This window comes from Leeuwenhoekiella palythoae (genome assembly GCF_020310025.1).
Lineage (GTDB): Bacteria > Bacteroidota > Bacteroidia > Flavobacteriales > Flavobacteriaceae > Leeuwenhoekiella > Leeuwenhoekiella palythoae.
Window position 1 is genome coordinate 1,173,647 of record NZ_CP084318.1, and the last position, 23,826, is coordinate 1,197,472.

General features: G+C 42.3%; 20 protein-coding genes. 14 read left to right on the forward strand and 6 right to left on the reverse strand.

Translation table 11 applies throughout. From position 1 onward, the window contains the following. Positions 1-14: 14 nt before the first annotated feature. The 3 genes from galK to LDL79_RS04970 are packed head-to-tail and all read left to right on the forward strand — an operon-like array spanning position 15 to position 3,251. Positions 15-1,184: a galactokinase gene (gene galK, locus LDL79_RS04960; RefSeq protein ID WP_225599390.1), complete on the forward strand. Its 1,170-nt coding sequence runs from the start codon at positions 15-17 to the stop codon at positions 1,182-1,184. A 17-nt stretch (positions 1,185-1,201) separates the two neighbouring features. Further along, on the forward strand, positions 1,202-2,239 hold the full coding sequence (locus tag LDL79_RS04965; RefSeq protein ID WP_225599391.1) for a UDP-glucose--hexose-1-phosphate uridylyltransferase: 1,038 nt from the start codon (positions 1,202-1,204) through the stop codon (positions 2,237-2,239). Between the two features lies 1 nt (position 2,240). Further along, positions 2,241-3,251 carry a LacI family DNA-binding transcriptional regulator gene (locus tag LDL79_RS04970; protein ID WP_225599392.1) on the forward strand — a complete coding sequence of 337 codons (1,011 nt, stop codon included), beginning with the start codon at positions 2,241-2,243 and terminating at the stop codon, positions 3,249-3,251. A 77-nt stretch (positions 3,252-3,328) separates the two neighbouring features. Here LDL79_RS04970 and galE read toward each other — a convergent pair whose 3' ends face one another. The 4 genes from galE to LDL79_RS04990 all read right to left on the reverse strand — a co-directional run bounded on the left by galE (position 3,329) and on the right by LDL79_RS04990 (position 9,408). Next, the gene (gene galE / locus LDL79_RS04975; protein ID WP_225599393.1) at positions 3,329-4,351 is read right to left on the reverse strand and encodes a UDP-glucose 4-epimerase GalE; all 1,023 of its coding nucleotides are present in this window, start codon (positions 4,349-4,351) and stop codon (positions 3,329-3,331) included. Then, on the reverse strand, positions 4,348-5,154 hold the full coding sequence (locus LDL79_RS04980; protein WP_225599394.1) for an HAD-IIA family hydrolase: 807 nt from the start codon (positions 5,152-5,154) through the stop codon (positions 4,348-4,350). Before LDL79_RS04980 ends, galE begins: the two co-directional genes overlap by 4 nt. Before the next feature lie 66 nt (positions 5,155-5,220). After that, entirely contained in the window at positions 5,221-8,397 is a 3,177-nt protein-coding gene (gene glpK / locus LDL79_RS04985; RefSeq protein ID WP_225599395.1) for a glycerol kinase GlpK, read from the reverse strand. Further along, positions 8,398-9,408 carry an aldose epimerase family protein gene (locus tag LDL79_RS04990; protein ID WP_225599396.1) on the reverse strand — a complete coding sequence of 337 codons (1,011 nt, stop codon included), beginning with the start codon at positions 9,406-9,408 and terminating at the stop codon, positions 8,398-8,400. Between the two features lie 183 nt (positions 9,409-9,591). Between LDL79_RS04990 and LDL79_RS04995 the strand changes: the two genes are divergently transcribed. The 11 genes from LDL79_RS04995 to arsM all read left to right on the forward strand — a co-directional run bounded on the left by LDL79_RS04995 (position 9,592) and on the right by arsM (position 21,840). Further along, the gene (locus LDL79_RS04995) at positions 9,592-10,077 is read left to right on the forward strand and encodes a rhodanese-like domain-containing protein (protein WP_225599397.1); all 486 of its coding nucleotides are present in this window, start codon (positions 9,592-9,594) and stop codon (positions 10,075-10,077) included. A gap of 29 nt (positions 10,078-10,106) precedes the next feature. Then, complete coding sequence (locus LDL79_RS05000) at positions 10,107-10,787, forward strand: TIGR04282 family arsenosugar biosynthesis glycosyltransferase (RefSeq protein WP_225599398.1); 681 nt, start codon at positions 10,107-10,109, stop codon at positions 10,785-10,787. Positions 10,788-10,793: 6 nt separating this feature from the next. Beyond that, a complete protein-coding gene (locus tag LDL79_RS05005) occupies positions 10,794-11,606 on the forward strand; it encodes a purine-nucleoside phosphorylase (protein WP_167598104.1) in 813 nt (270 codons plus the stop codon). A 90-nt stretch (positions 11,607-11,696) separates the two neighbouring features. Next, on the forward strand, positions 11,697-12,035 hold the full coding sequence (locus tag LDL79_RS05010) for an arsenosugar biosynthesis-associated peroxidase-like protein (protein WP_040532960.1): 339 nt from the start codon (positions 11,697-11,699) through the stop codon (positions 12,033-12,035). 70 nt (positions 12,036-12,105) lie between these two features. Continuing rightward, entirely contained in the window at positions 12,106-13,173 is a 1,068-nt protein-coding gene (gene arsS, locus LDL79_RS05015) for an arsenosugar biosynthesis radical SAM (seleno)protein ArsS (protein WP_225599399.1), read from the forward strand. 41 nt (positions 13,174-13,214) lie between these two features. Then, entirely contained in the window at positions 13,215-13,895 is a 681-nt protein-coding gene (locus LDL79_RS05020; protein ID WP_225599400.1) for a TIGR04282 family arsenosugar biosynthesis glycosyltransferase, read from the forward strand. Positions 13,896-13,965: 70 nt separating this feature from the next. Continuing rightward, entirely contained in the window at positions 13,966-17,181 is a 3,216-nt protein-coding gene (locus LDL79_RS05025; protein ID WP_225599401.1) for a SusC/RagA family TonB-linked outer membrane protein, read from the forward strand. A 30-nt stretch (positions 17,182-17,211) separates the two neighbouring features. Then, entirely contained in the window at positions 17,212-18,654 is a 1,443-nt protein-coding gene (locus tag LDL79_RS05030) for a SusD/RagB family nutrient-binding outer membrane lipoprotein (RefSeq protein ID WP_225599402.1), read from the forward strand. Between the two features lie 10 nt (positions 18,655-18,664). After that, complete coding sequence (locus LDL79_RS05035; RefSeq protein WP_225599403.1) at positions 18,665-20,002, forward strand: SLC5/6 family protein; 1,338 nt, start codon at positions 18,665-18,667, stop codon at positions 20,000-20,002. Then, the gene (locus LDL79_RS05040) at positions 19,984-20,811 is read left to right on the forward strand and encodes a metallophosphoesterase family protein (RefSeq protein ID WP_225599404.1); all 828 of its coding nucleotides are present in this window, start codon (positions 19,984-19,986) and stop codon (positions 20,809-20,811) included. The genes LDL79_RS05035 and LDL79_RS05040 overlap by 19 nt, the downstream gene beginning before the upstream one ends. Positions 20,812-20,871: 60 nt before the next feature. After that, positions 20,872-21,840 carry an arsenosugar biosynthesis arsenite methyltransferase ArsM gene (gene arsM, locus LDL79_RS05045; RefSeq protein WP_225599405.1) on the forward strand — a complete coding sequence of 323 codons (969 nt, stop codon included), beginning with the start codon at positions 20,872-20,874 and terminating at the stop codon, positions 21,838-21,840. Positions 21,841-21,897: 57 nt separating this feature from the next. On the opposite strand, the gene LDL79_RS05050 is transcribed toward arsM, so the two are convergent. Beyond that, the gene (locus LDL79_RS05050) at positions 21,898-22,719 is read right to left on the reverse strand and encodes a hypothetical protein (protein ID WP_225599406.1); all 822 of its coding nucleotides are present in this window, start codon (positions 22,717-22,719) and stop codon (positions 21,898-21,900) included. A 6-nt stretch (positions 22,720-22,725) separates the two neighbouring features. After that, positions 22,726-23,655, reverse strand: coding sequence for a GTPase Era (gene era, locus LDL79_RS05055; RefSeq protein WP_225599407.1), 930 nt, complete (start codon positions 23,653-23,655; stop codon positions 22,726-22,728). Positions 23,656-23,826 lie beyond the last annotated feature (171 nt).

The following is a 23,826-nucleotide window of genomic DNA, read 5'->3' on the forward strand; positions in this document are numbered from 1 at the left end:
TCCTCAACGGTATTTTGGAACAGCAAATTACACATTCGCAATCTCCCGAACATATTGCGCAGCTAGGCGCATTTAAAGCCGAGGTTGTTATCAATTCACCAGGTCGCGTCAACCTTATTGGTGAGCATACAGACTATAACAATGGTTTTGTGATGCCTACCGCAATTGATAAAACCATTCAGTTTTATTTAAAAAAGAATGGCACTCCGTCTCAGGCACGCATCACCAGTTTAAACTATGACTCGCATTTTAGTTTTGACGTTGCGACCTATGATCCTAACGGCGCCGAATGGACAAGATATATTGTTGGCGTTGTAGAAGAAATTAAAAAACTGGGGCATGGTATTAAAGGTTTTGATTGTATGATGCACAGCAATCTGCCTATGGGAGCCGGCATCAGTTCTTCAGCGGCCTTAGAATGTGGTTTAGCCAAAGGGCTTAATGAACTTTTTGATTTAGGCTTGACTGATCTGGAAATCATCAAATTATCACAAATGGCCGAGCATAACTATGTAGGTACCAAATGTGGTGTTATGGATCAATTTGCTTCTGTAATGAGTAAAGAGAACCACGTGATCCAATTGGATTGTCAAAGTCTCGAATATCAATTGCTTCCGTTTGCCATTGAACCTTACAAGTTGCTACTGCTGAACACCAATGTTTCTCACAGTCTATCTACGAGCGAATACAACGTACGCAGAGCGGAATGTGAAGCAGGCGTTGCATTGCTACAGAAGTGGTATCCTGAGATCATAACCCTGCGTGATGTAACTTTAGAACAGTTGCAAAAACATAAAGCCGATTTTGATCCCGTGGTTTATAAACGATGTGAATATGTTTTAGAAGAAAACCAGCGTGTGGCGTTAGCGGCTAAAGCGCTTAAAGCAGAAGATCTAAAAACCTTCGGAACTTTAATGTATGGTTCTCACGACGGACTTCAGCACAAATATCAAGTGAGTTGTAAAGAATTAGATTTTCTTACCGATTTTTCTAAAAACTATGATGCTGTTTTAGGTTGCCGAATGATGGGCGGTGGTTTTGGTGGCTGTACCATCAATCTAATTCACGAGGACCACATTGACGCCTATGTGGAAGCTGCTAAAAAAGCATATCACAAACAATTCAATATTAAACTCTCTACATTTACGGCAATGCCTGCAAATGGTGGGGAACGTATACACTAAACAATACAAGCCTGATTATGGTAGATTTTAATGATAATTCACACAGACGTTACAACATACTCACAGGAGAATGGATTTTAGTTTCTCCACACAGAACTAAACGTCCGTGGCAAGGTAAAGAAGAAGATATCGTTGTTGAAGAGCGCCCTTCTTACGATCCCAATTGTTATTTATGCCCTGGAAATGAGCGTGCCGGTGGTCATATCAACGAAAATTACACCGAACCGTGGTCATTTGTTAATGATTTTGCTGCACTTAAAAATGATGTGCCTCAAGCCAAATTTAAAAGCGGTTTACTAAAAGCTGAATCTGAAAGTGGGATTTGTAAAGTAGTATGTTTCTCGCCTGATCATTCTCTAACACTTCCTGTTATGGAAGTTGAAAATATTGACAAAGTCATCGCGCTTTGGCAAAGAGAATATCGCGAATTGGGCAAAAAAAGTGATATCAACCACGTGCAGATCTTTGAAAACAAAGGTGCAACCATGGGATGCAGCAATCCGCACCCACACGGTCAAATTTGGGCGCAGCGCACCATTCCGCAAGAAGTGGCTAAAAAAAACAAACACCTTAGAGAATACTGGAATGATAACGGTGTTAGTCTTTTAGCTGAATATTTAAAAGAAGAGCTTGCCTTGCAAGAGCGCATCATTGTAGAGACCGAATACTTTGTAGCTCTGGTGCCTTATTGGGCAGTATGGCCTTACGAAGTGATGATTCTACCTAAAAAACAACACAGAACTATTTTAACCCTTTCTGAAGCAGAACGTCTCGATTACGCTAAGATCATTAAAGCGGTAACCATTAAATATGATAACCTGTTTAAGATCTCATTCCCTTACAGTTCAGGAATTCATCAGGCACCTACTGATGGTCAGGATTGGGACTGCTGGCATTTTCATATGTCTTTCTACCCGCCATTACTGCGCTCAGCAACGGTTAAGAAATTTATGGTAGGCTATGAAATGTTTGCTACTCCACAAAGAGACATCACAGCAGAGATGGCTGCAAAAACTTTACGTAATTTAGCAGACACACATTACACTAAAAATTAAAATGTCTACTAAAACCACATTGAAAGGAATTGCAGAACACCTCAACTTATCTATTTCTACAGTCTCAAAAGCATTAGCAGACAGCCCAGAAATAAGTGAGGCTACAAAACTTTTAGTAAAAACAGCAGCCAGACAACTCAAATACCGCCCTAATGCGATGGCTCGGGGATTAAAAAGCAGCCGCACCAATACCCTTGGCGTGGTGATCCCTAACATTATGCACAACTTTTTTGCAAAGGTCATCGTGGGGATGGAAGAAGAAGCCACAAAAAATGGTTACAGTCTGGTTACCTGCATCTCTAACGAATCTCTAGAAAAAGAAAAGCAAAGCCTCAATATGCTGAGCGATGTTTCGGTAGATGCGATTATTATCAGCCTTACTTCTGAGACGCAGGAATCTAATGCAATCGAGCATCTCAATGATGTATTGCATTATGATATTCCGTTAGTGATGTTTGACCGTGCAAATACTGATGTAGCTTGCGATAGCGTGGTAATTAATGATTTCTCCGGAGCTTTTGAAGCCACCAGTTATCTCTATAAAACCGGTTGTAAAAATGTGGCGTTATTGTCTACTTTGAGCAATACTTCGGTGGGCAATAAAAGACTGGCCGGTTACCAAGCCGCCGTTTCAAAAGAAGAAGGCGCGGTTCCTAAAGTTTTATATACCAAGCTGGCAACGCTAGAACAGGATTTAGGAACTTTTCTTGACAAGAATGAAATAGACGCTCTGATCACCACAGACGAATCTAGCGCGATCTACGCGATGAACACCATTCGCACTAAAGGCTTAGAAGTTCCTAATGATGTAAGCGTTATAGGATTTACTGACGGAACGCTGGCGCGAAATTATTTTCCATCGGTGACCACAGTAAAGCAACAAGCCGAAATTATGGGAAAAAAGGCAATAGAGATCGCACTTAAAAACATCAACGCCAAAGAAAAAGAAGCACCCAAACAAGAAGTTATAGAAACTGAATTGGTGATTCGCAACAGCACCCGCAAACTTTAAAACATACATTCTTTTAAAAAACACAAAAGCCCAAATCAATCAGGTTTGGGCTTTTGTGTTTTACATCGCTTTTCAAATTACTTGATACCGCGAACTTTTTTCTCCCATTTCCAGGCAGAGTCTAATGCATCAGCGAGCGTCAACTCTGATTTCCATCCGAGTTCGTTATTGGCATGTTCGGTGTCTGCATAGGCAGCAACCACATCACCTTCTCTTCGGTCTACAATCTTATAAGGCAATTGCACTCCGGAAACTTCTTCAAAAGTGTTGATCACTTCAAGCACAGAACTTCCGGTGCCGGTTCCTAAATTAAATACTTCGTAATTGCTTTTATTTTCGCTTTCCACCAAACGTGTTAGCGCCTTTACGTGCGCTTTAGCTAAGTCAACCACGTGAATATAATCACGTACACACGTACCATCTTCGGTAGGATAATCATTGCCAAACACACTAAGTTCATCACGCAGTCCGGCTGCAGTCTGCGTAATAAACGGCACCAAATTCTGCGGAACGCCTAGCGGCAACTCCCCTATTTCTACACTTTCGTGTGCTCCAATCGGGTTAAAATAGCGTAACGCTATAGCTTTAAAATTCTCGTAAACTTTAGCCGTGTCTCTAATGATCTCTTCGCCGATCTGCTTGGTATTTCCGTACGGAGATTCAGCAGGTTTTACCGGTGCGCTTTCGGTTATAGGTAATTCATCAGCCTGACCGTAAACCGTGCACGACGAACTGAATATAAAATTAGCCGAAGCTTTTTCGGTGAGTTCTTTCAGCAGATACACTAAGGAACTTAGATTGTTTTCGTAGTACAACAAAGGTTTATGAACACTTTCTCCTACTGCCTTTGAAGCCGCAAAATGAATCGCCCCGCTTACGTCTGCGTATTTTTTAAAGAAAGCCGAAACCGCGTTGCGATCTCTTAGATCCAATTTTTCAAACTCAGGTCTTTTACCGGTAATGGCTTCTATTCCATCTAAAACATCTTCTGAAGCATTAGACAGATCGTCAATAATGACCACCTCGTATCCTGCATTTTGTAATTCGACTACGGTATGCGAACCTATAAATCCGAGTCCGCCGGTTACTAGTATTTTCAAAATTCTGCTACGTTATTTTCAACGGAAAGCTTCTCTAAAGCCTCGTCGATGTTAAAATCTTTGAGTGAGTCGATGACCATATCAGGACCAAATGCATACGTACCTATTTCCTCTTGCTTCGAAACTCCTGACAGAGTAAGGATAGTCTTGTACCCCATTTGAATAGAGCCCAGAATATCAGTATCCATCGTGTCTCCTATTACTATGGTTTGATCTGTGGTCAAGCCTAATTTTTTTCGAGCGGCACGCATCATTACAGGACTAGGTTTTCCTACCGAAAAGGCTTTACGCCCGGTTGCTTCTTCGATCATCTTAACGATCGCTTTGATTCCTAGATTAGACCAGCCAATTTTCTTAGGCGAAGGATCTAAATTGGTCGCGATCAGTTTAGCGCCACCAAGAATCATATCTACAGCATTGTTTGCCATTTCTAAAGTGAAATTTCGGCCTTCACCTACCACAACATAATCAGGATCTTGAGTCACCAAGCTGTACCCATTTTCGTGCAAGCTGCTTAGAAGTCCTCCCTCACCTAGAACGTAAGCGGTACCGTTAGGCTTTGTAAACCCTAAAAACCAAGCGGTTGCCATCGCACTGGTGTACACATTATCTTCTTTAATGTGAATTCCCATCGGGCGTAGTTTATTCACAACATCAATGGGGCTACGCTGACTGTTATTGGTCATAAACAAGAACGGAATGTCACGGTCTTGCAATGTTTTTATAAAAGTATCTGCTCCCGGAATCAAGTCATTACCGCTGTAAATGACTCCGTCCATATCTATTAAAAATCCTTTGTCCATTGGGCTATTTATTTAAACGTAAAAATAACGTTTAATTTTTAAGAGCTAGAAAGCTTAAGCAGAAAATTAGCTAAGAATCTCAGATTCATAAAAATGCGTTGCATCGTATAACAACTCGTCAAGCTTCTTATTTTCAAAAGCAACGCGCTCTTCATCCCAATCTAAATAATTGATAAAATCCTGCACTGCTTGTTGACGATACTGCGTTACCGTTTCGATATTAAAATAGAGTCTCCCGGTACGACGTACAAAGAAATCTGCCAGACTGTTGGTCATTTCATAATTAACACTGTACCACAATTCAGCGCGCAGTAGTCTATCATTTACGTCTGCATCTCTAAAATAATTGATCTTATTTTTGATGATATCTGTTTGCTTTCCATAAGTGGAAACCAAATACCAGGCTTTAAAAGCGGCGTTATCAATTTGCATAAAATCTAATTCCTGCTCCAAGTAGTTTTGATAATCTTCTACCTCTTGGGTATTCCGCATTGCGTGAGAAGTCAAGGCAATATGCTGAGTGCGGGACTCATCATAGGTCTTACCAAATTTCTCTTTAAGTCGCTTACTTACTGTTTCGTTTACACGTTGGGCCATTCTACGGTATCCGGTAAGTTTTCCGCCGGCAATAGAGATCAAGCCACTTTTACTAATAAATGTTTCATCCTTTCGCGATAATTCTGAAGGATCTTTCTCATCCTCGTGAATGAGTGGTCGAAGTCCTGCCCAGCTCGACTCGATATCTTCTTCGGTCAAATTAATATCAGGGAAGGTTCCGTTTACGGCATCAAGCAAATATTTAATATCGGCTTTAGTTGCCACCACACGATCTAAACTTCCGGAGTAATTGGTATCTGTGGTTCCCACATAGGTCACTCTACCTCGCGGAATCGCAAAAATCATACGCCCGTCTGGAACGTCAAAATAGAGCGATTGATGAACGGGTAATTTTTCCTTCGGAAAGACCAAATGCACTCCTTTAGTCAAATGCAAATGTTTGTTGTTCATCGACTCATCTTTCTTCCTAAGCTTATCAACCCAAGGGCCGGTGGCAGAAACAAACGTTCTTCCTTCTACTTCAAAGGTTTTTCCCGTGTTGTGATCTTTGCAGTTAACCGCGGTAATCTTGCCCTTGTAGTTGTACACAAAATCTTCCATCTCGCAGTAGTTGAGGCAAATCGCACCAAAACCGGCGGCTTTTTTCATCAACTCAATAGTGAGACGAGCATCGTCAGTTCTATATTCCGCATAAAAACCACCACCCAGCAAAGTGCTCTCGTCAAGAATGGGTTCGCGCTCAAGCGTCTCTTCTTTGGTCAACATACGGCGTTTATCTTCGTCATCTACATTGGCAAGCAAGTCATATACCTTAAGCCCTATAGAAGTCAAAAATTTACCATATTGCCCACCCTCGATAAGTGGTAGGAGCATTTTCTCAGGCACCACAAGGTGTGGCGCCAACTTGTGTACGATAGCGCGCTCAGTTCCTGATTCTTTGACCAGACCGATTTCCATTTGTTTTAGATAACGCAAACCGCCGTGTACCAATTTGGTACTTTTATTACTAGTTCCTGAGGCGAAATCATTTTTCTCAATAAGGCAAACGCTCATACCGCGGGTCGCTGCATCGAGCGCGATCCCCGCTCCGGTAACTCCGCCACCAATGATGACCAAATCAAATTTTTTCTTCTTCGCTTTTTTGATGTAACGCTTACGATCCCGCACGCTAAAACGTAAAGGCTCCTTTTCCTTCTCGATGGTTTCGGCATAACCAGAGCGTGTGCGCATCACCGCAAGCTCCCAGCCTTCTTGCTTGTGGTTACGCGTTCTTACATCCATTTCAGGTTCAAATACCTGATCAGCACTACGCAATGTAGCAATGTCTTTTTGCGTCCAAATACCCACTTTGATTCCCGCTAATAAGGCTGCACCCCAGGCGGTAACTTCAAGCATTTCTGGGCGATCTACCTGCGCATCTAAAAGATCTGCTTGAAACTGCATCAGGTAATCATTAGCACAAGCGCCACCGTCAACCTTTAAGGTTTTAATTTGCTTACCGCTATCTTCTTCCATCGCTTTAATCAAGTCGGTTACTTGATAGGCAAGCGCTTCAACCGTAGCTTTCACCAGTTCTTTGCGACCTGTTGAAAAGGTCAATCCTTGAATACTTCCTTTCGCATTTCCATCCCAATATGGAGCTCCAAGTCCGTTGAATGCAGGAACAAAAAACAGATCTTCAAGCGGCGGAATACTTTGACAAATGGCATTAGTTTCTTCGGCATTCTCAATGATCCCCACTTGATCCCGCAACCATTGAATCGATGCACCTCCCACAAAAACACTTCCTTCTAAAGCATATTTTGGCTTTTTATCTTCGAGCGTACAGCATAAGGTTGTTATGAGTCCGTTTTTAGAAAACGAAGGTTTTTTCCCGGTGTTCAACAGCATAAAACAACCAGTTCCATAGGTGTTTTTTGCCATTCCTGACTTATAACCGCCTTGACCAAAAAGCGCCGCCTGTTGATCACCGGCAACTCCATAAATAGGAAACTCAGCATCTTGATACGTTATCGTCCCAAAATCTGAAGATGAAGGTTGCACTTTAGGCAACATTTTTTTCGGAATAGTCAATTCCTCAAGCAACTCCTGATCCCAAGCCATATCTTTAATATTGTACAGCATGGTTCTGCACGCGTTAGTATGATCTGTACGGTGTTTGCCGGTGAACTTGTAGATCAACCAGCTATCTACCGTACCAAAGAGCAAATCGCCCGCTTCGGCCTTCTCACGCGCACCTTCAACATTATCCAGAATCCACTTTATCTTGGTTGCCGAAAAATAACTGTCAATTACCAGCCCGGTGTTTTTCAGAATATATCTTGAAAGGCCGCGCTCTCGCAAGCCTTCGCAAATGGCTTCGGTACGTTTATCTAACCAGCAAATCGCATTGTAAACCGGTTTTCCCGTTTTCTTATCCCAAACGATGGTAGTCTCACGCTGATTGGTGATTCCAATTCCCTTTATAGCTTCAAGTGGAACTTTTGCTTTTTGGACCACCGCCTCAAAAACTTCCTTTTGATCATTAAAGATCATTTCCGGATCGTGTTCTACCCAACCGGACTGCGGATAATATTGTTTCAATTCCTTTTGCGAAATAGCGACAACCTTACCGTGCTCATCAAATAAAATGGCCCGAGTACTGGTTGTGCCCTGATCAAAAGCGATGATATATGAAGTTTCCATTTATAAAAATTTATACGTGATGGTATGCTTATACTGTTCTCCCGGTTTTAAAACCGTTGACGGAAAATTGGGATGGTTGGGCGTATCCGGGAAAAACTGCGGTTCTAAACACAAGGCCGGCGAAGGCCCTTGAATCGTTCCTGTCTTGTTCTCTACCTTTTCAATTCCGTTGGCGCTGTAAAACTGGATTCCCGGTTGAGTGCAGTAAAATTCCATTTTTGGTGTTCCCGAAGGTGCAGCAAGTACGGCAGCCGGTACTTCTTTACTGTATTTTTCCAGAACATAATTATGATCAAAACCACCTTCAAGTTGAGCCAGTGGCTGTTCTAAAAAGCGAAGTTCACGCAAATCAAACGGCGTATTCTCAACAGGTTTTACGCTACCGTCAGGAACGTTTTGCTCGGTTTTGGGTAAAATCCCTTCTCCGTTAATCAATAGTTGATGCTTTGCAATGCCCTCCCCACTCGACGGATTCAAATTGAAATATTCGTGTCGGGTTAGATTAACAATAGTTTCTTTGTCGGTTGTGGCTTCGAGACGCATTTCTAGCGCATTCTCTTCAGTTAGTTTGACGAACATTTTAGTCTCTAAATTCCCGGGATAGCCTTCTTCACCGTCTTTACTCAAATAAGAAAAAACCACCTCATCTTCCAACTCGGCAACTTCCCAAATTTTCTTACCGAAACCTTCAAAACCACCGTGAAGATGATTTGTGCCTTCGTTGGCACTCAACGCAACTTTTTTTCCGTCTAGGCTCACTGTTGCATTAGCGATTCGGTTTGCGCTTCGACCCACCAATTGCCCCATAAAAAAGGTATCTTCTTCATAAGAATGCAAGTCATTATATCCTAAAACCACATCGGTAAACCCGCCGGCGTCCGGAACAATTAATCGTTGTAGTATGGCGCCATAGGTGATGAAATGCGCTTCCATCCCTGAGGAGTTTTTCAGTTTTACACTTAAAACAGGACGACCGTCTTGCGTGGTATCAAAGGGTTTTATTGTTATCAAAGGAATGTTGTTTTTTTAAAGCTAAATATATGAAATACTAAAGGGAAACGTCACGGAATTACCGCCCTCTTTTAAAGCGTGCTGTAATTCACGTGCTTATCGATTCCTTTAAAATCAAACCAAAAAAAGCGTTTCTTCGTAAGTTTTACCAGAACTAAGAAACTGCCTTATTAATACTCTTGAATGAAATTTCACCTGCTTCTCGCTCTTCTACTTCCTCTTTTTGGTTTCAGCCAGAAAAAATCTATTGATAAACTTCTGGAAACCTACAACACCCGAAGCGTTCCTTATATTTCTGTGCAAGAACTTAAAATGAATCTCGAAGCTTATACCATTCTAGATACCCGCAAAAGAGAAGAGTTTGAGGTAAGCCATCTTCCGTCAGCGATCTGGGTTGGAGAAAGACCTCAAGATGCATTTTTAGATTCCATATCAAATAAGAAAAAACCAATAGTAGTGTATTGCACCGTGGGCATTCGTAGCGAAGATTTTGGCGAAAAGCTTGAACGCAAAACCGGCAAAACCGCTTATAATCTCTACGGCGGGATTTTTGCTTGGAAAGATGCAGGCTTCAAAATTGTAGATACTAAAGGCAAAAGCACTCAAAAAGTACACACCTTTTCAAAAAATTGGGAAGATTATTTAAGTACGGGAATTGCGGTTCATTAAATTTGACTTTTATCAATTAACAACATCTAATGGGTCTATTAAGCAAAAAAGACACCGATTCTGAAAAAGATTTCGCGACAGAATTTCATTTCCCTACCTCAGATAAAGTCCTTTTAATCTTTACCCGAAATCCCGAATTGGGTAAAGTAAAAACCCGACTTGCAGGCGGTGTGGGTGATGCTTCCGCGCTTGAGATCTACAAGTTTTTACTTCAGCACACGGTGAGCATTACCCAAAATTTGAGCGTAGATAAACAGGTTTTTTATTCTGAAAAAATACGTGCTTCAGATTATTGGGATGAAAACACGTTTACCAAAAAATTACAACACGGTGATGATCTGGGAGCTCGAATGCAAAAGGCGTTTTCAGGAGCTTTTGCGAGCGGCTATAAAAAAGCGATTATCATTGGCAGCGATATGTATGACCTTTCTCAAAAAGATCTAGAAGAAGCATTTGCAGCACTTGATGAGAACGATTTTGTAGTAGGTCCGGCTGAAGACGGTGGGTATTATTTACTCGGAATGACCTTCTTAAAACCAGAACTTTTCAGCAATAAAACTTGGGGAACTGAAACCGTTCTTAAAGACACGCTTGCCGATTTAAGCTCAGAATCTGTTAAATTGCTAGAAACCCGTAATGATGTAGACTATTACGAAGATATAAAAGGTATTGAGGCCTTCAAGCCTTTTTTACCAGAACATTTGAAATAAAAATCCATGAAAAAATTTATTGAAGAATCTGCGCAGTTCCTTAAAGAGCGCGGTTTTGAAGCTCCGGAAATCGGTATTATTTTAGGTACCGGTCTTGGTCAATTTGTAGATAAAGTTGAGATCATCAGTTCGGTGAGCTACAACCACATTCCCAACTTTCCGACCGCCACGGTTGAATTTCATACCGGAAAATTAATCTACGGAACTTTAGGTGGAAAAAAAGTGATCGTGATGCAAGGTCGTTTTCATATTTATGAAGGCTATACGTTACGCGATGTGAGTTACCCGGTGCGTGTTATGAACGAACTTGGCATAAAAAAACTACTCATCAGTAATGCAGCCGGGGCGATCAACCTCAACTTTAAAAAAGGCGAGATTATGCTTATTGAAGATCACATCAACTTGCAAGGTGGTTCTCCCCTTGCGTTTAAAGGGGTTGAACAATTAGGTTCACGTTTTACTGATATGAGCGAACCATACGACGTGCCTATGCGCAACATTCTTAAAGATATCGCAAAGACGGAAGGAATCACGTTACACGAAGGTGTTTATGCTTCAGTAGTTGGTCCACAGCTTGAAACCCGCGCCGAATATAGATTTCTTAAAATCATCGGCTCTGACACGGTTGGGATGAGTACCGTTCCAGAAGTGATTGTCGCCAACCATCTCGATTTGCCGGTTGCTGCCGTTTCGGTAATTACCGATGAGTGCGACCCAGAAAATCTAGCGCCTGTAGACATACAAGATATTATGGCTGCCGCCGGAAAAGCAGAACCTGATATGGTTAAACTTTTTACGCAGCTTATTGAAAAACTTTAGGGTTTTTCCGCATTAAAAAAACCACAACACAATTATCTCCGTAACTACTCGTGTAGTTATGCTTTTTATAACTCAAAACAAAAAATCATCATGGCTAACAACAATTATTACGATCCGGCAGACCTGAGAAAATTTGGTAAGATCACCGAATGGAGCGAGGAACTGGGCACAAAATTCTTTGATTACTACGGAAAAGTTTTTGAAGAAGGTGCGCTTACTGCACGAGAGAAGGCGCTTATCGCCCTTGCTGTTGCGCATACCGAACAATGCCCGTATTGCATCGACGCGTACACCAAAGACACCTTGCAACGCGGCGTGACCAAAGAACAAATGATGGAAGCCATTCACGTAGGTGCCGCGATCAAGAGCGGTGCTACCCTCGTACACGGTACGATGATGATGAATAAAGTGAATAAGCTAGAAATGTAGCACTAAAGGCTATATTCTAGCAACTTAGTCCTATCTTAGTCACTACTGAAAAAGAAAAACAAACGCTTTTATGCCTGCAACTCAAACAAAAAAATCCCTACATAAACGTCACGACGATCTCGCTCAAGCCAATAAACAGCTTGAGGTTTTATCCGGTGGAATTTTTGCCGATGGCGAACTTCCTACGTTTGCTAAAAAGATCAAAGAGACCAACCAATTTCCGTTACGACCTAAAAAACTGGAAATCCTTCAGATCAATGTGGGATATATGTGTAATCAAGTGTGTGAGCATTGTCACGTAGATGCCGGTCCCGATCGTAAAGAAATAATGACTTGGGAAACGATGGAGCAGTGTCTGGAAGTGATCAAAAACACTGGCGCACATACACTGGATCTTACCGGAGGTGCTCCTGAAATGAATCCTAATTTCAGACGTTTTGTTGAAGAAGCGAGTAAAGCAGGGATTAAAGATTTTATTGTACGCAGTAACCTGACGATCATTCGCGCCAATAAGAAATACTACGATCTACCGGAGTTTTTCAAAAAACACAATGTGCACGTTGTGAGCTCGATGCCGCATTGGACGCGTGGTAAAACCGATAAACAACGCGGTGAAGGTGTTTTTGACAAGTCGATCAAAGCCTTACAGGAATTAAACGCCGTAGGTTACGGAATGCCAGACAGCGACTTGCGCCTAGACCTTGTTTATAATCCTAACGGCGCTTACCTCCCTTCTGATCAGGCAGGAATGGAGAAGGATTTCAAAAAAGCCTTGATGGAAGATTTTAGTATTCAATTTCATAATCTGTTTGCAATTACCAACCTTCCTATCGCACGCTTTCTGGATTACTTGATCGCTTCGGAAAACTATGAGGATTATATGTACCAACTTGTTGAAGCTTACAATCCGGCTGCGGTGGCAAATGTAATGTGTACCAATACGATCTCGATTAGTTGGGACGGCTGGTTGTACGATTGTGACTTCAATCAAATGCTGGATCTCAAAGTAAATTCAAAAGTGAAGCATATTTCAGAATATAATGAAGATGTGCTTAACGATCGAAATATCATCATTTCTCAGCATTGCTACGGCTGTACTGCCGGCGCAGGAAGCAGCTGCCAGGGAACTGTAGCCTAATCTCAAAATAACCAGAAGCACACGTTAAGTTTACCGCTTTATTGAATACTAAAACCGCAATATTAATTTTTGCCCGCTCTGCGGAAGAAGACGCACGACACAAGTCGATGCATAATGGTGTGCAACTTTTTGAAGCGCTCAACCGGCAGACTTTAAAAACGGTAAAACAAAGCGGACTACCCTTTTACATTTATTCTGAAAAGAATCAAAAAGGGGCCACGTTTGCTGAACGCTATACACAAGCCTTTACCGAAATTTATGAGCTGGGCTATGACAATGTCATCAGTATTGGGAATGACAGTCCGCATTTAACCAAGCAGCATTTACTTACAGCCGCAAGCGAATTGCAAAACTGCCCGATGGTCATTGGTCCTTCCGTTGATGGTGGCTTTTATTTAATGGGACTCAACAAAGCGCATTTTAATGCACAAGCGCTTTTGGAACTTCCTTGGCAGACTTCAAAACTCACGCAAATCATTCTTAGAAAAGTACGTGAGCAAAAGATTCAAGCTAAAACCCTTGAGGTGCTGCACGACTTAGATTCGGTTTCAGATATTGGTGCACTTTTAGATCGTGGGCAACTTCCGTATTTGATCAAAAAACTGCTTTTACGCATACATTTTAGAGGGACGCAACCAATCACCATCCAAAAGTTCTTCTTTGATACCTTTCAGTATCAAAACTACTTCAACAAAGGTTCTCCGGTTAGTTTAAGTATTTAAGACAACATCATTTGTCTCGCGGTATGCTGTACAATCAAGCCGCTTTCTTTTACTAATCAGAAACAAAAAAATGAAACACCTTTATTTTGGGCTAATGCTCTTGCTGTGTGCAGTTGCCAATAGCCAAACTACCATTTCGGGTACGGTAACCACCTCAAGCGACGGGACGACCGTACCGTTTGTAAATGTCATTGCCGTCAATACCGATGCTGCCACGATAACCGATGAAAACGGAATGTTTTCGCTGGAAGTTCCTGCTGCGGCTAACGAACTACGATTTTCAGCAATTGGCTTCATCACCCAAACCACATCAATCAACGGGCGAACTACCATTAATATCACCTTACAAGAATCTACTACAGACCTCGACGAAGTAGTCATCACGGCGCTCGGTCTCGAGCGCGAGACTAAAGAGTTGGGCTATGTTGTGCAAACCATCGAGGCAGAAGAAGTTTCTGCGGTAAAAGCACCAAACTTTCTCGACAATCTTGCCGGGAAATTAGCCGGGGTCACCGTTTCACAAGGCGCTACCGGCGTGGGTTCTTCTTCAAAGATCACTATTCGAGGTGAGGCTTCCTTTTCAAATAACAATCCGCTGTTTATCGTTGACGGAACGCCCATCAATAACAACACGGTTTTTAATGAAAGTAACGAGGCGGCAGCCGGTTTTCAAGAGATCGATTTTGGTAACGGCGCGATGGAAGTCAACCCAGACGATATTGCTTCGGTAAGTGTGCTTAAAGGCCCAAGTGCCGCAGCGCTTTACGGCACCCGCGCATCAAACGGTGTGATCATTATTGAAACTAAAAACGGAAGCCAAAGCAAAGGTCTAGGCATCAGCATCAATACTTCGGTTTTTGTAGATACGCCATTTAAACTGCCTGAATTTCAAAATCAATACGGGCAGGGAAATTCCGGTCAGTTTGAGTTTGTTGATGGTTTAGGCGGCGGGGTCAACGACCTCATTTCCTATTCTTGGGGACCGCGTTTAGATCAGGGCACCTTGATCGCGCAATTTGATTCACCTGTAACTTTACCTGACGGAACGGTCGTTCGCGGTGGAGACACTTCCTTATACAACGGGGTCGCCATCACACCAACAGCCTTCAACTCGCATCCCGATAACCTGAAAGATTTTTACGAGACCGGTGTGACTACGATCAATAATGTGGCGATAGGCAGCGCTTTTGACAAAGGAAATTATCGCATTTCGTTTACCGATTTACGTAGCGAATCGATCATTCCCGGAGTAAATCTGGACCGTCAAACGGTCGCTACCAAACTGAATTTTAAACCGACTGACAAAACCACGTTTAATGCTTCTATCAGTTATGTAAATTCTGGGAGCGACAACCGCCCATCTAACGGCTACGGAAGTGAGAACGTCAATTATGCGCTTGTGGCTTGGGGACCGCGCTCGCTAGACATTAACAGTTTGCGCCAATATTGGCAACCGGGATTAGAAGGCGTGCAGCACTACTCCTTCAACTATACGTATTTTGACAATCCGTTTTTTACGATGTATGAAAACCGGAATTCCTTTAACCGGGATCGGGTTTTTGGAAACATTTCTATCAAACAGCAAATCACAGAAAATCTCAGCCTTTCGTTGCGTTCCGGAATGGATTATTCTTCGGAAACGCGCCAGCTGCGTCGTGCTTTCAGCTCTAACCGTTTTCAAAATGGAGGCTATGCCGAGCACGATGTGTTTTATCGCGAGATCAACACTGAATTCTTACTGAATTATAACAACATTTTTGGCGACTTTTCTCTTGATGTTTCGCTGGGTGGAAACCGTCTGGATCAAAAAGCCAGCACCAAACAGTCGCAAACGGTGAATCTTGCACAACCGGGAGTTTTCAACCTGAATAACGCTGCTTCGCCAATTGATGTATTTCAATTTGAATCAAATAAGCGCATCAATTCCCTCTACGGAATTGCAAAACTGGGCTACCGCAACTTTTTATTTTTAGACCTTACCGGCCGTAACGACTGGTCAAGCGCGCTTGCTACGCCCTTTTCGGTAGATGGGACTTCGTTCTTTTACCCTTCGGCATCGGCGAGTTTTATTCTTTCTGAAGTGGTCGAGTTACCCAAAGCTTTTTCCTATGCGCAACTTCGCGCGAGTGTAGCTCAAGTGGGTAACGATACGCAGCCTTATCAAACCAGCGGTGCGTTTATTTCACAAACCGCTTACAATGGGCAACCCACCTTCAGCAATCAAAATTTCATACCGAATGCTAATCTGAGACCTGAGCAAACTACGTCGTATGAAGTAGGTGCTGACATCAGATTTCTTAAAGATCGCATTCGATTGGATGCGACGTATTACAACGCGTTGACCAAAGATCAGATCATTTCACTACCTATCGCGATCTCATCAGGATACAATCAGCAGGTGGTGAATGGCGGTGAAGTGCGCACCCAAGGAGTCGAACTTATCGCAGATCTCACACCGATTCTGACCGCTAATTTTAAATGGAATACTACATTCAATTTTAGTAGTAATACGTCGAGAGTAGAAAGTTTACCACAAGCTGACGGAAGGCTGACCTTGGCTTACAGCCGAATTTACGATAGTGCCAACCAAACGGTTTGGTTTCAGGTAGAAGAAGGCGGAAAAATTGGCGATATCTACGGAACCGGTTATCAAAAAACCGAAGACGGACAATTTATATTAACTCCTTCCGGAAGTTATATCGCAGACAATAACCTCAAAAAAATAGGAAACTACACCCCTGACTTTATGCTGGGTTGGAACAACAGCTTCAGCTATAAAAATTGGAATTTGAGCTTCTTATTTGACTGGAGACAAGGCGGCGAACTCGTTTCACGTACGCGCGCTTTGGGAACTGTGGGTGGCCAACTCGCAGAAACAGCAAATCGCCCGGAAGAAGGCATTGTTCCGCAAGGTGTTGTCAATACAGGGACAGCAGAAAATCCACAGTATGTACAAAATACTACAGCGGTTTCTGCAGAAACCTATTACCGCCAATTTTACGACCGTAACCACGAAGAAAACAATATTTATGACGCTTCGTATTTAAAACTGCGTCAGTTTTCAGTGGGGTATACCTTTAATCTAAAGGATGGCTTTTTAGGCTTAAGTAACGGGATGGACATCGACTTGGCACTAGTGGGACGCAACCTCTTTGCCATTTCAGAAATACCACATTTTGATCCTGAGCAACTCGCAGTGCAAGGCACCGGCTTTGTAAGCGGTGTCGAAGATATGAGCTACGCTACCACGCGCAGTATTGGTTTAAAAGCAGGCTTTAATTTCTAAGGCTTGAAGCCTATCAAAACTAGTTAGAAGATGAAAAACACGATATATACCATTCTAATCTTGAGTCTGAGCTTCTTTACGGCTTGTACCACAGATTTTGAAGAAAAAAACACCAATCCCAATGCACCGGTAAGCGTGCAACCGGGATTGCTTTTACGCCAGGTTATTTATGATTTTGGCGAGCAAATGAGCTATGAAGGTTTTGCCGCAGGCGATCTCCTTTCGCAGCATCGCACGGCTTTAGACTTTAACCTCTTTGACCGTCACGCATTAAAATCGCCGCAATTGGGCGGAAATCCCTGGCCTATTTTTTACACCAACCTCAGAGACAACGAACTCTTGCTTAAACAGGCTCAAGAAGTTGAAACCTTTAAAGTTTATGAAGGACCGGCATTGATTCTCAAAGCCTATATGGCGCAAGGTCTTACCGATTTGTTTGGCGATGTTCCCTATTTTGAAGCATTTAATGGAATTGACGGAACCGTCACCGCCCCTTATGATGCTCAAGAAGACATCTATTTAGCAGAAGGTGGAATTCTGGACAACCTGGATCAGGGGATTGCCGCGATCAATGCCTACTCCGGCGCTATGGCTCTAGAAGGCGATCTGTTTTTTGACGGAGACCTCAGCAAATGGGTACAGTTTGCAAACTCTTTAAAGCTGAAAGCCTTGATGCGTATTTCAAGTCAGGAAGATGTAGCGGCCGCTATCGCTTCGATTTATACGGAAGGAAATTTCATAACTACTAATGCAGATAATGCCGTTTTCGATTTCACCTCAAGTGCTCCTAATAGTTTCCGCTTTGCGCAATTGCGCGCAGGAGATTTCAACAACTTTGTGCTTTCTGAAACTATGGAGGATATTTTGACCGATCTTGATGATGATCGTATTTCGGTATTTTTCCGTCCTTTTGCCAATTCGACTTCTGGTGAATTTAACGGACTCATCAACGGAATTGATGCCTCACAAACTTCGATCGAACCTGCTAATTATTCGTTGGCCGGAACGCTTTTCCGTGAGAACACTGCGCAATTAGATGCTAATTTTATGACCGCTTGGGAAACCCATTTTATCCTTGCGGAAGCTGCAGAAAAAGGTTTTATAAGTGCAGATGCCGAAATCTTATATAATCAAGGTGTTCAGTTGGCTTTTGATTATTGGCTAACTGATCTTCCGGCAGATTACTTGACCGGTCCGGCTGCTTATAACGCTGCAGGAACCACACCTATACAACAGATCATCACGCAAAAATGGATCGCTAACCTCGTCAACGGCTATGAAGGTTGGATCGAATGGCGTCGCACCGGCTTCCCTGAATTTAGGGCCCTTGCAGCAAGCCTAAATGATGGGATCATTCCTGTGCGTATGCCGTATCCGGCAGAAGAGCAAGCTTTGAATGCAGATAATTATCAAGCCGCGGCAGCAGCCACAAATGACAACAGTTTAAACAGTCCCGTTTGGTGGGATAATTAAAATTACCAATTTGGATATAGCAATCTGGCAGTGGATCTTGATTATTGCGTCTAGTGTGACGCTCTTTTTCCTTTCGCCTCTGGCAAAAACAACCGATGATTTTTTTAAAGCGACGCATCGCAGGAAGGCGCCCAATGCCTTTATGCTTACCGGTAGCTTGATCATTTCCTGGATTTTTGCCAAAAGTATTACCAATGCAGCCAATCTGGGGTTGGAGTTCGGCATCGTGGGTGGTGTCGCTTACGCGGCATATTACCTCTCGTTTGTAATGGCCGGGATTCTCATTTATTCGCTGCGTACGCAAGGTGGTTTTACCAGTTTGCATCAGTTTCTCACCTCTCGCTTCGGTAAAAATGCGATGCGTGTGTTTTCGGTGTTAATCGCGATACGACTGTTTAATGAGGTTTGGAGTAATACGATGGTGATCGGTAGTTATTTTGGCGATATCGGCAGCACTCCCTATTACGCCTCGATTATTGTATTTACACTTCTAACGCTTGCCTATTCGCTTAAAGGTGGCTTGAGCAGTTCGATCTTTACCGACGTTTTACAAATGGGACTTTTTGGGATTCTGCTGTTTGTGATCTTGGCGAGCATTTATTCGACTACTAATTTTACAGTGGCAGAAACCTTGCAATCTGGAGTTTGGGGTTTTGACACCGGTTTAAATTTATTGTTTGCCGCGCTCATTCAAAGTTTGAGTTATCCGTTTCACGACCCTGTTTTAACAGACCGCGGCTTTTTAAGTTCGCCAAAAGTCACCCTGAGAAGTTTTCTTTGGGCAGGGGTTTTAGGAGCGATCTGTATTATGCTTTTCAGCGTCATTGGTGTTTATGCCAAAGCAATGGGAATGCAAGGTCAGGCGGCTGTAGAAGTAGGAAAAGCCTTTGGTAGCGTGATCTTGTTGATCATCAATTTTATAATGATCACCTCAGCGGCTTCGACTTTAGACTCTACGTTTTCATCATTTTCCAAGTTGGCAGCAGTAGATTTAAAACTGGGTGAAAGCATCAGTTTTGGTCGTTTAGCGATGTGTGTATTGGTAGTTCTAGGTACAATTCCTATCTTTTTAGATGCTGAAATTTTATCGGCAACAACCATTTCAGGCACGATGGTTATTGGCCTTACGCCTATATTTTTCTTTTGGAAACTCCCTGCCCCTAAACTCAGTTTTTACCTGAGTGTTTTTTGCGGGATCGGTTTCGGACTTTTATTGGTTTTTAACCTGATTCCTGAATGTTGGATTTTAACTCAAGGTCGCTATGCAGACCTACTATGGGCCAACATTTGGGCCGCGGGATGTTGTTTAATTTTATATATGATACCGGCATGGATAAAACTGTGGTAGACCTTGGCAACCTTGACGGAAAGGTGCTTTTGTTTGGTGGAGTGTACAGCAATCTTCAAGCTTTAGAAGCGCTGAAGCGAATAGCCGAAGCACAACACATCGCACCACAAAATTGCTTGTGCACAGGGGACATTGTGGGGTATTGCGCACAACCCGAAGAAGTGGTGCAACTTTTTAAAATTTGGGGAGCGCAAAGTATTTTAGGTAATGTGGAGATTCAGTTGCGGGATGGCGCAGAAGATTGCGGCTGTGATTTTAGAAAAGGTTCGCGCTGTGACGGCTTTAGTCAGATGTGGTTTCCGTACGCGCAAAGTAAACTCAGTAAAAGTTCGTTAGACTTCATTGCCACCTTACCTGATCATATTCAATTCCGCTTTGCGGATAAAAAGTTTGTTATGGTTCATGGTGACTATTTTAACGTTTCCGAATTTGTATATAAGTCTACCGATTGGTTGCTTAAACAGAAAAACTTTGATGCAACGGGTGCCGATGTGATCATCGCTGGTCATTGTGGATTACCCTTTAATCACCGTAACGATGAAAAGCTTTGGCTCAATCCCGGAGTCATCGGAATGCCGGCAAATGATGGAAGTCCGCACGTGTGGTATGCGATCTTAGAAGAACGGGATGGCCAACTTAAGTTTACGCATCACACCATGGACTATAATTACAAATTGGCTAATCTAAATATGCAAACCGACTTTTTACCGCAGGAATATGCCCGTACCCTGATCACCGGAATTTGGGACAACACCGAAATTCTGCCGGCATATGAAAGCGGGTTGCAAGGTTTTGGCATTCAACTTTAATAGACAAAAGAACTTAAATAACCTTCTCTAGTTTATCTTTAGAGAATAACATTACGTATTATGAGCTATTTAGAAACCACCAAAAATGTATATCGTGATGCTGCACTCACTCCAGACGTTGGACTTTGTTGCACCACAAATCCCATTTGGGAACTACCGGGATTGAAAATCCCTAAGATTATGCAAGAGATGAATTACGGCTGCGGAAGCACCGTAAATGCGCGTGATCTTACTAACGATCCACGGGTGCTTTATGTAGGCGTAGGTGGCGGAATGGAGCTTTTACAGTTCGCTTATTTCTCGCGTCAAAAAAGCGGCGTAGTAGGCGTGGATGTGGTTGATGAGATGCTCGAAGCTTCGCGTAAAAACTTTGAGGAAGCTGAAGAGTTGAATCCTTGGTTCAAGAGTGAATTTGTAGATCTTAAAAAAGGAGACGCGCTCCACTTACCTGTGGAAGATAACAGCATCGATGTTGCTGCTCAAAATTGCCTCTTTAATATTTTTAAAGCAGAAGAGCTTAAAAAAGCGATCGAAGAGATGTACCGCGTGCTCAAACCTCACGGAAGACTCGTAATGAGCGATCCTACTTGTGAGCAGGAAATAAATGAAACCTTGCGCAACGATGAGCGCCTGCGTGCATTATGCCTAAGCGGAAGTTTACCGATAAAAGAATATGTAAAAGCACTTACTGATGCCGGTTTTGGCACTATCGAAATCCGTGCGCGCAAGCCGTATCGCATTCTTGATCCTAAAAACTACCCGACAGACGAACTCATCTACATCGAATCTATTGAGGTTGCTGCGATCAAAGATCCTATGCCCGAGGATGGCCCGTGTATCTTCACCGGAAAAGCCGCCATCTATTACGGCGCTGAAGATTATTTTGATGATAAAAAAGGCCACGTTTTACTGAAAAACCAACCATTGGCCGTGTGCGATAAAACCGCCGGTGCGCTTGCTGCTTTGGATCGTGACGATATTTTTATCAGCGAAAGCACCTTTCACTATGATGGTGGCGGTTGCTGTTAACCGCCGGCTTACAGCCGGAGGCAAAAATATAAAGCCCCGCAATGCGGGGCTTTTTTTTTAGTTATAAAGAACTATTTTCGAATTTTCATCCAAGATAAAAGTTAAAAATGTTCTATACCTTACTTGCTTGCCCTGAAAAACATAAGTATCCCATTTTTTAACCTTTTTGGCAATTTCAAGCGCTACTGATTCAAATTCATTTCTCGGTTTAGAATATTGATTTTTACGAATATTAAGCCCGTAAATAGTATCTACAACTTCCATTTCTCTACTTTCTCGAGGACTCAAATTTACACTTGTCAAATTTCCCTCTTTATCTACATCTATCCAGAAAGGAGCAAATGTCTTAGATTCTAAGTTCAAATCTTTTGAATTATATGCTGACAGAATAGAGTCTACATCAGTTATCGGCTTTGCCTCGTGATTAATAAACCTGTAATTTTCAAGCTCAAGTTTATTACCATTATCTAAAACTTTTTGCTCTGATTTTCTGATCCCATAATGTTCATTAATAGGTTTACTATTTGAACAATAAAAACTAAAACTTTGCTTTCCGTTGTATAAATCACTGTAAACAAGCCATCTCTCCCTAAAATCAACACTCCAATCGCAGGATGTAATGTGACCTGTAAACTCTCCTTCAGCAGGAAATGTATAGCTTATAAATTCTGGCTCATCACCAAATTTATAATGCTTTAAAACCTTAAACTTTACGGTATATGTTAATGAGTCTTCAGCATAGATTTTACTAATAACTTCTCCTTCAAAAACATAATCTGAAGTATAAAACTCAATAGCAGGCTTTGGAATATCACAGCTACAAGCTAAAACATTAAAAGAATAACTAAAAACGAATATAATTATAAAAACAACTTTCATAGGATTTTACTTCCCATTATACCCAAAGCGACGCAACTCGCGCTCGCTGCTGCGCCAGTCTTTATTGACTTTTACATAGAGTTCTAAATGTACTTGTTTGCCAAAGAAAATCTCGAGATCCTTACGGGCTTCTACACCGATGCGTTTTAGCGCCGAACCTTTATGCCCAATGATGATTCCCTTTTGGCTATCGCGCTCCACCATAATGATGCTGCGCATTCTAATGATATTTTCTTCTTCAAAAAACTCTTCGGTATCGATCTCTACAGAATATGGAACTTCCTTTTTGTAATGCATCAAGATCTTCTCGCGAATGATCTCGTTTACAAAAAAGCGCTCAGGTTTGTCGGTCAAGGCATCTTTTGGGTAAAACGGTGGAGACACCGGTAAAGCATCAAGAATACGATCAAACACCTGACTTACCCCAAAATTCTCCAAAGCCGAAATAGCAAAAATCTCTGCATTAGGAACCTTTTCTTGCCAATGCATGCGGCTGGCCTCAAGCAGCTCCTCATTTCCTTTATCGATCTTGTTGATGAGCAGCAATACCGGAATATCGGTATTGCGAATTTTATTGAAGAAGTCTTCGTCTTTCAATTCTTTTTCACCCAACTCAACCATATAAATCAACACATCGGCATCCTCAAAAGCCGACTTTACAAAGTCCATCATCGACGCTTGCAATTCGTACGCGGGTTTGATAATTCCCGGAGTATCGCTAAAAATCGCCTGAAAATCATCACCATTTACTATACCTAAAATACGATGCCGCGTGGTTTGCGCTTTTGAAGTAATGATCGAAAGGCGCTCACCCACGATCGCATTCATCAAGGTAGATTTACCCACATTTGGGTTTCCGATAATGTTTACAAAACCGGCTATATGCGGTTTATTTTCAGCTTCAGATTGCAATGGGTTATTATTTTGAGCTTCCAAGATTGAGGTGTTTTTGAGGTTTTAAGCTGCAAAGATACGGTTTAAAATCAGCGTTTGAGATTTTTGTGAGGTATGGAAAATTAGAGCATCCTGTAATCACGGATGCAGGATTTTGAACTGGGTGAAATTTGTGAGATTTCCGCCTTCGCGGAAATGACTAAAGCGCTTTGC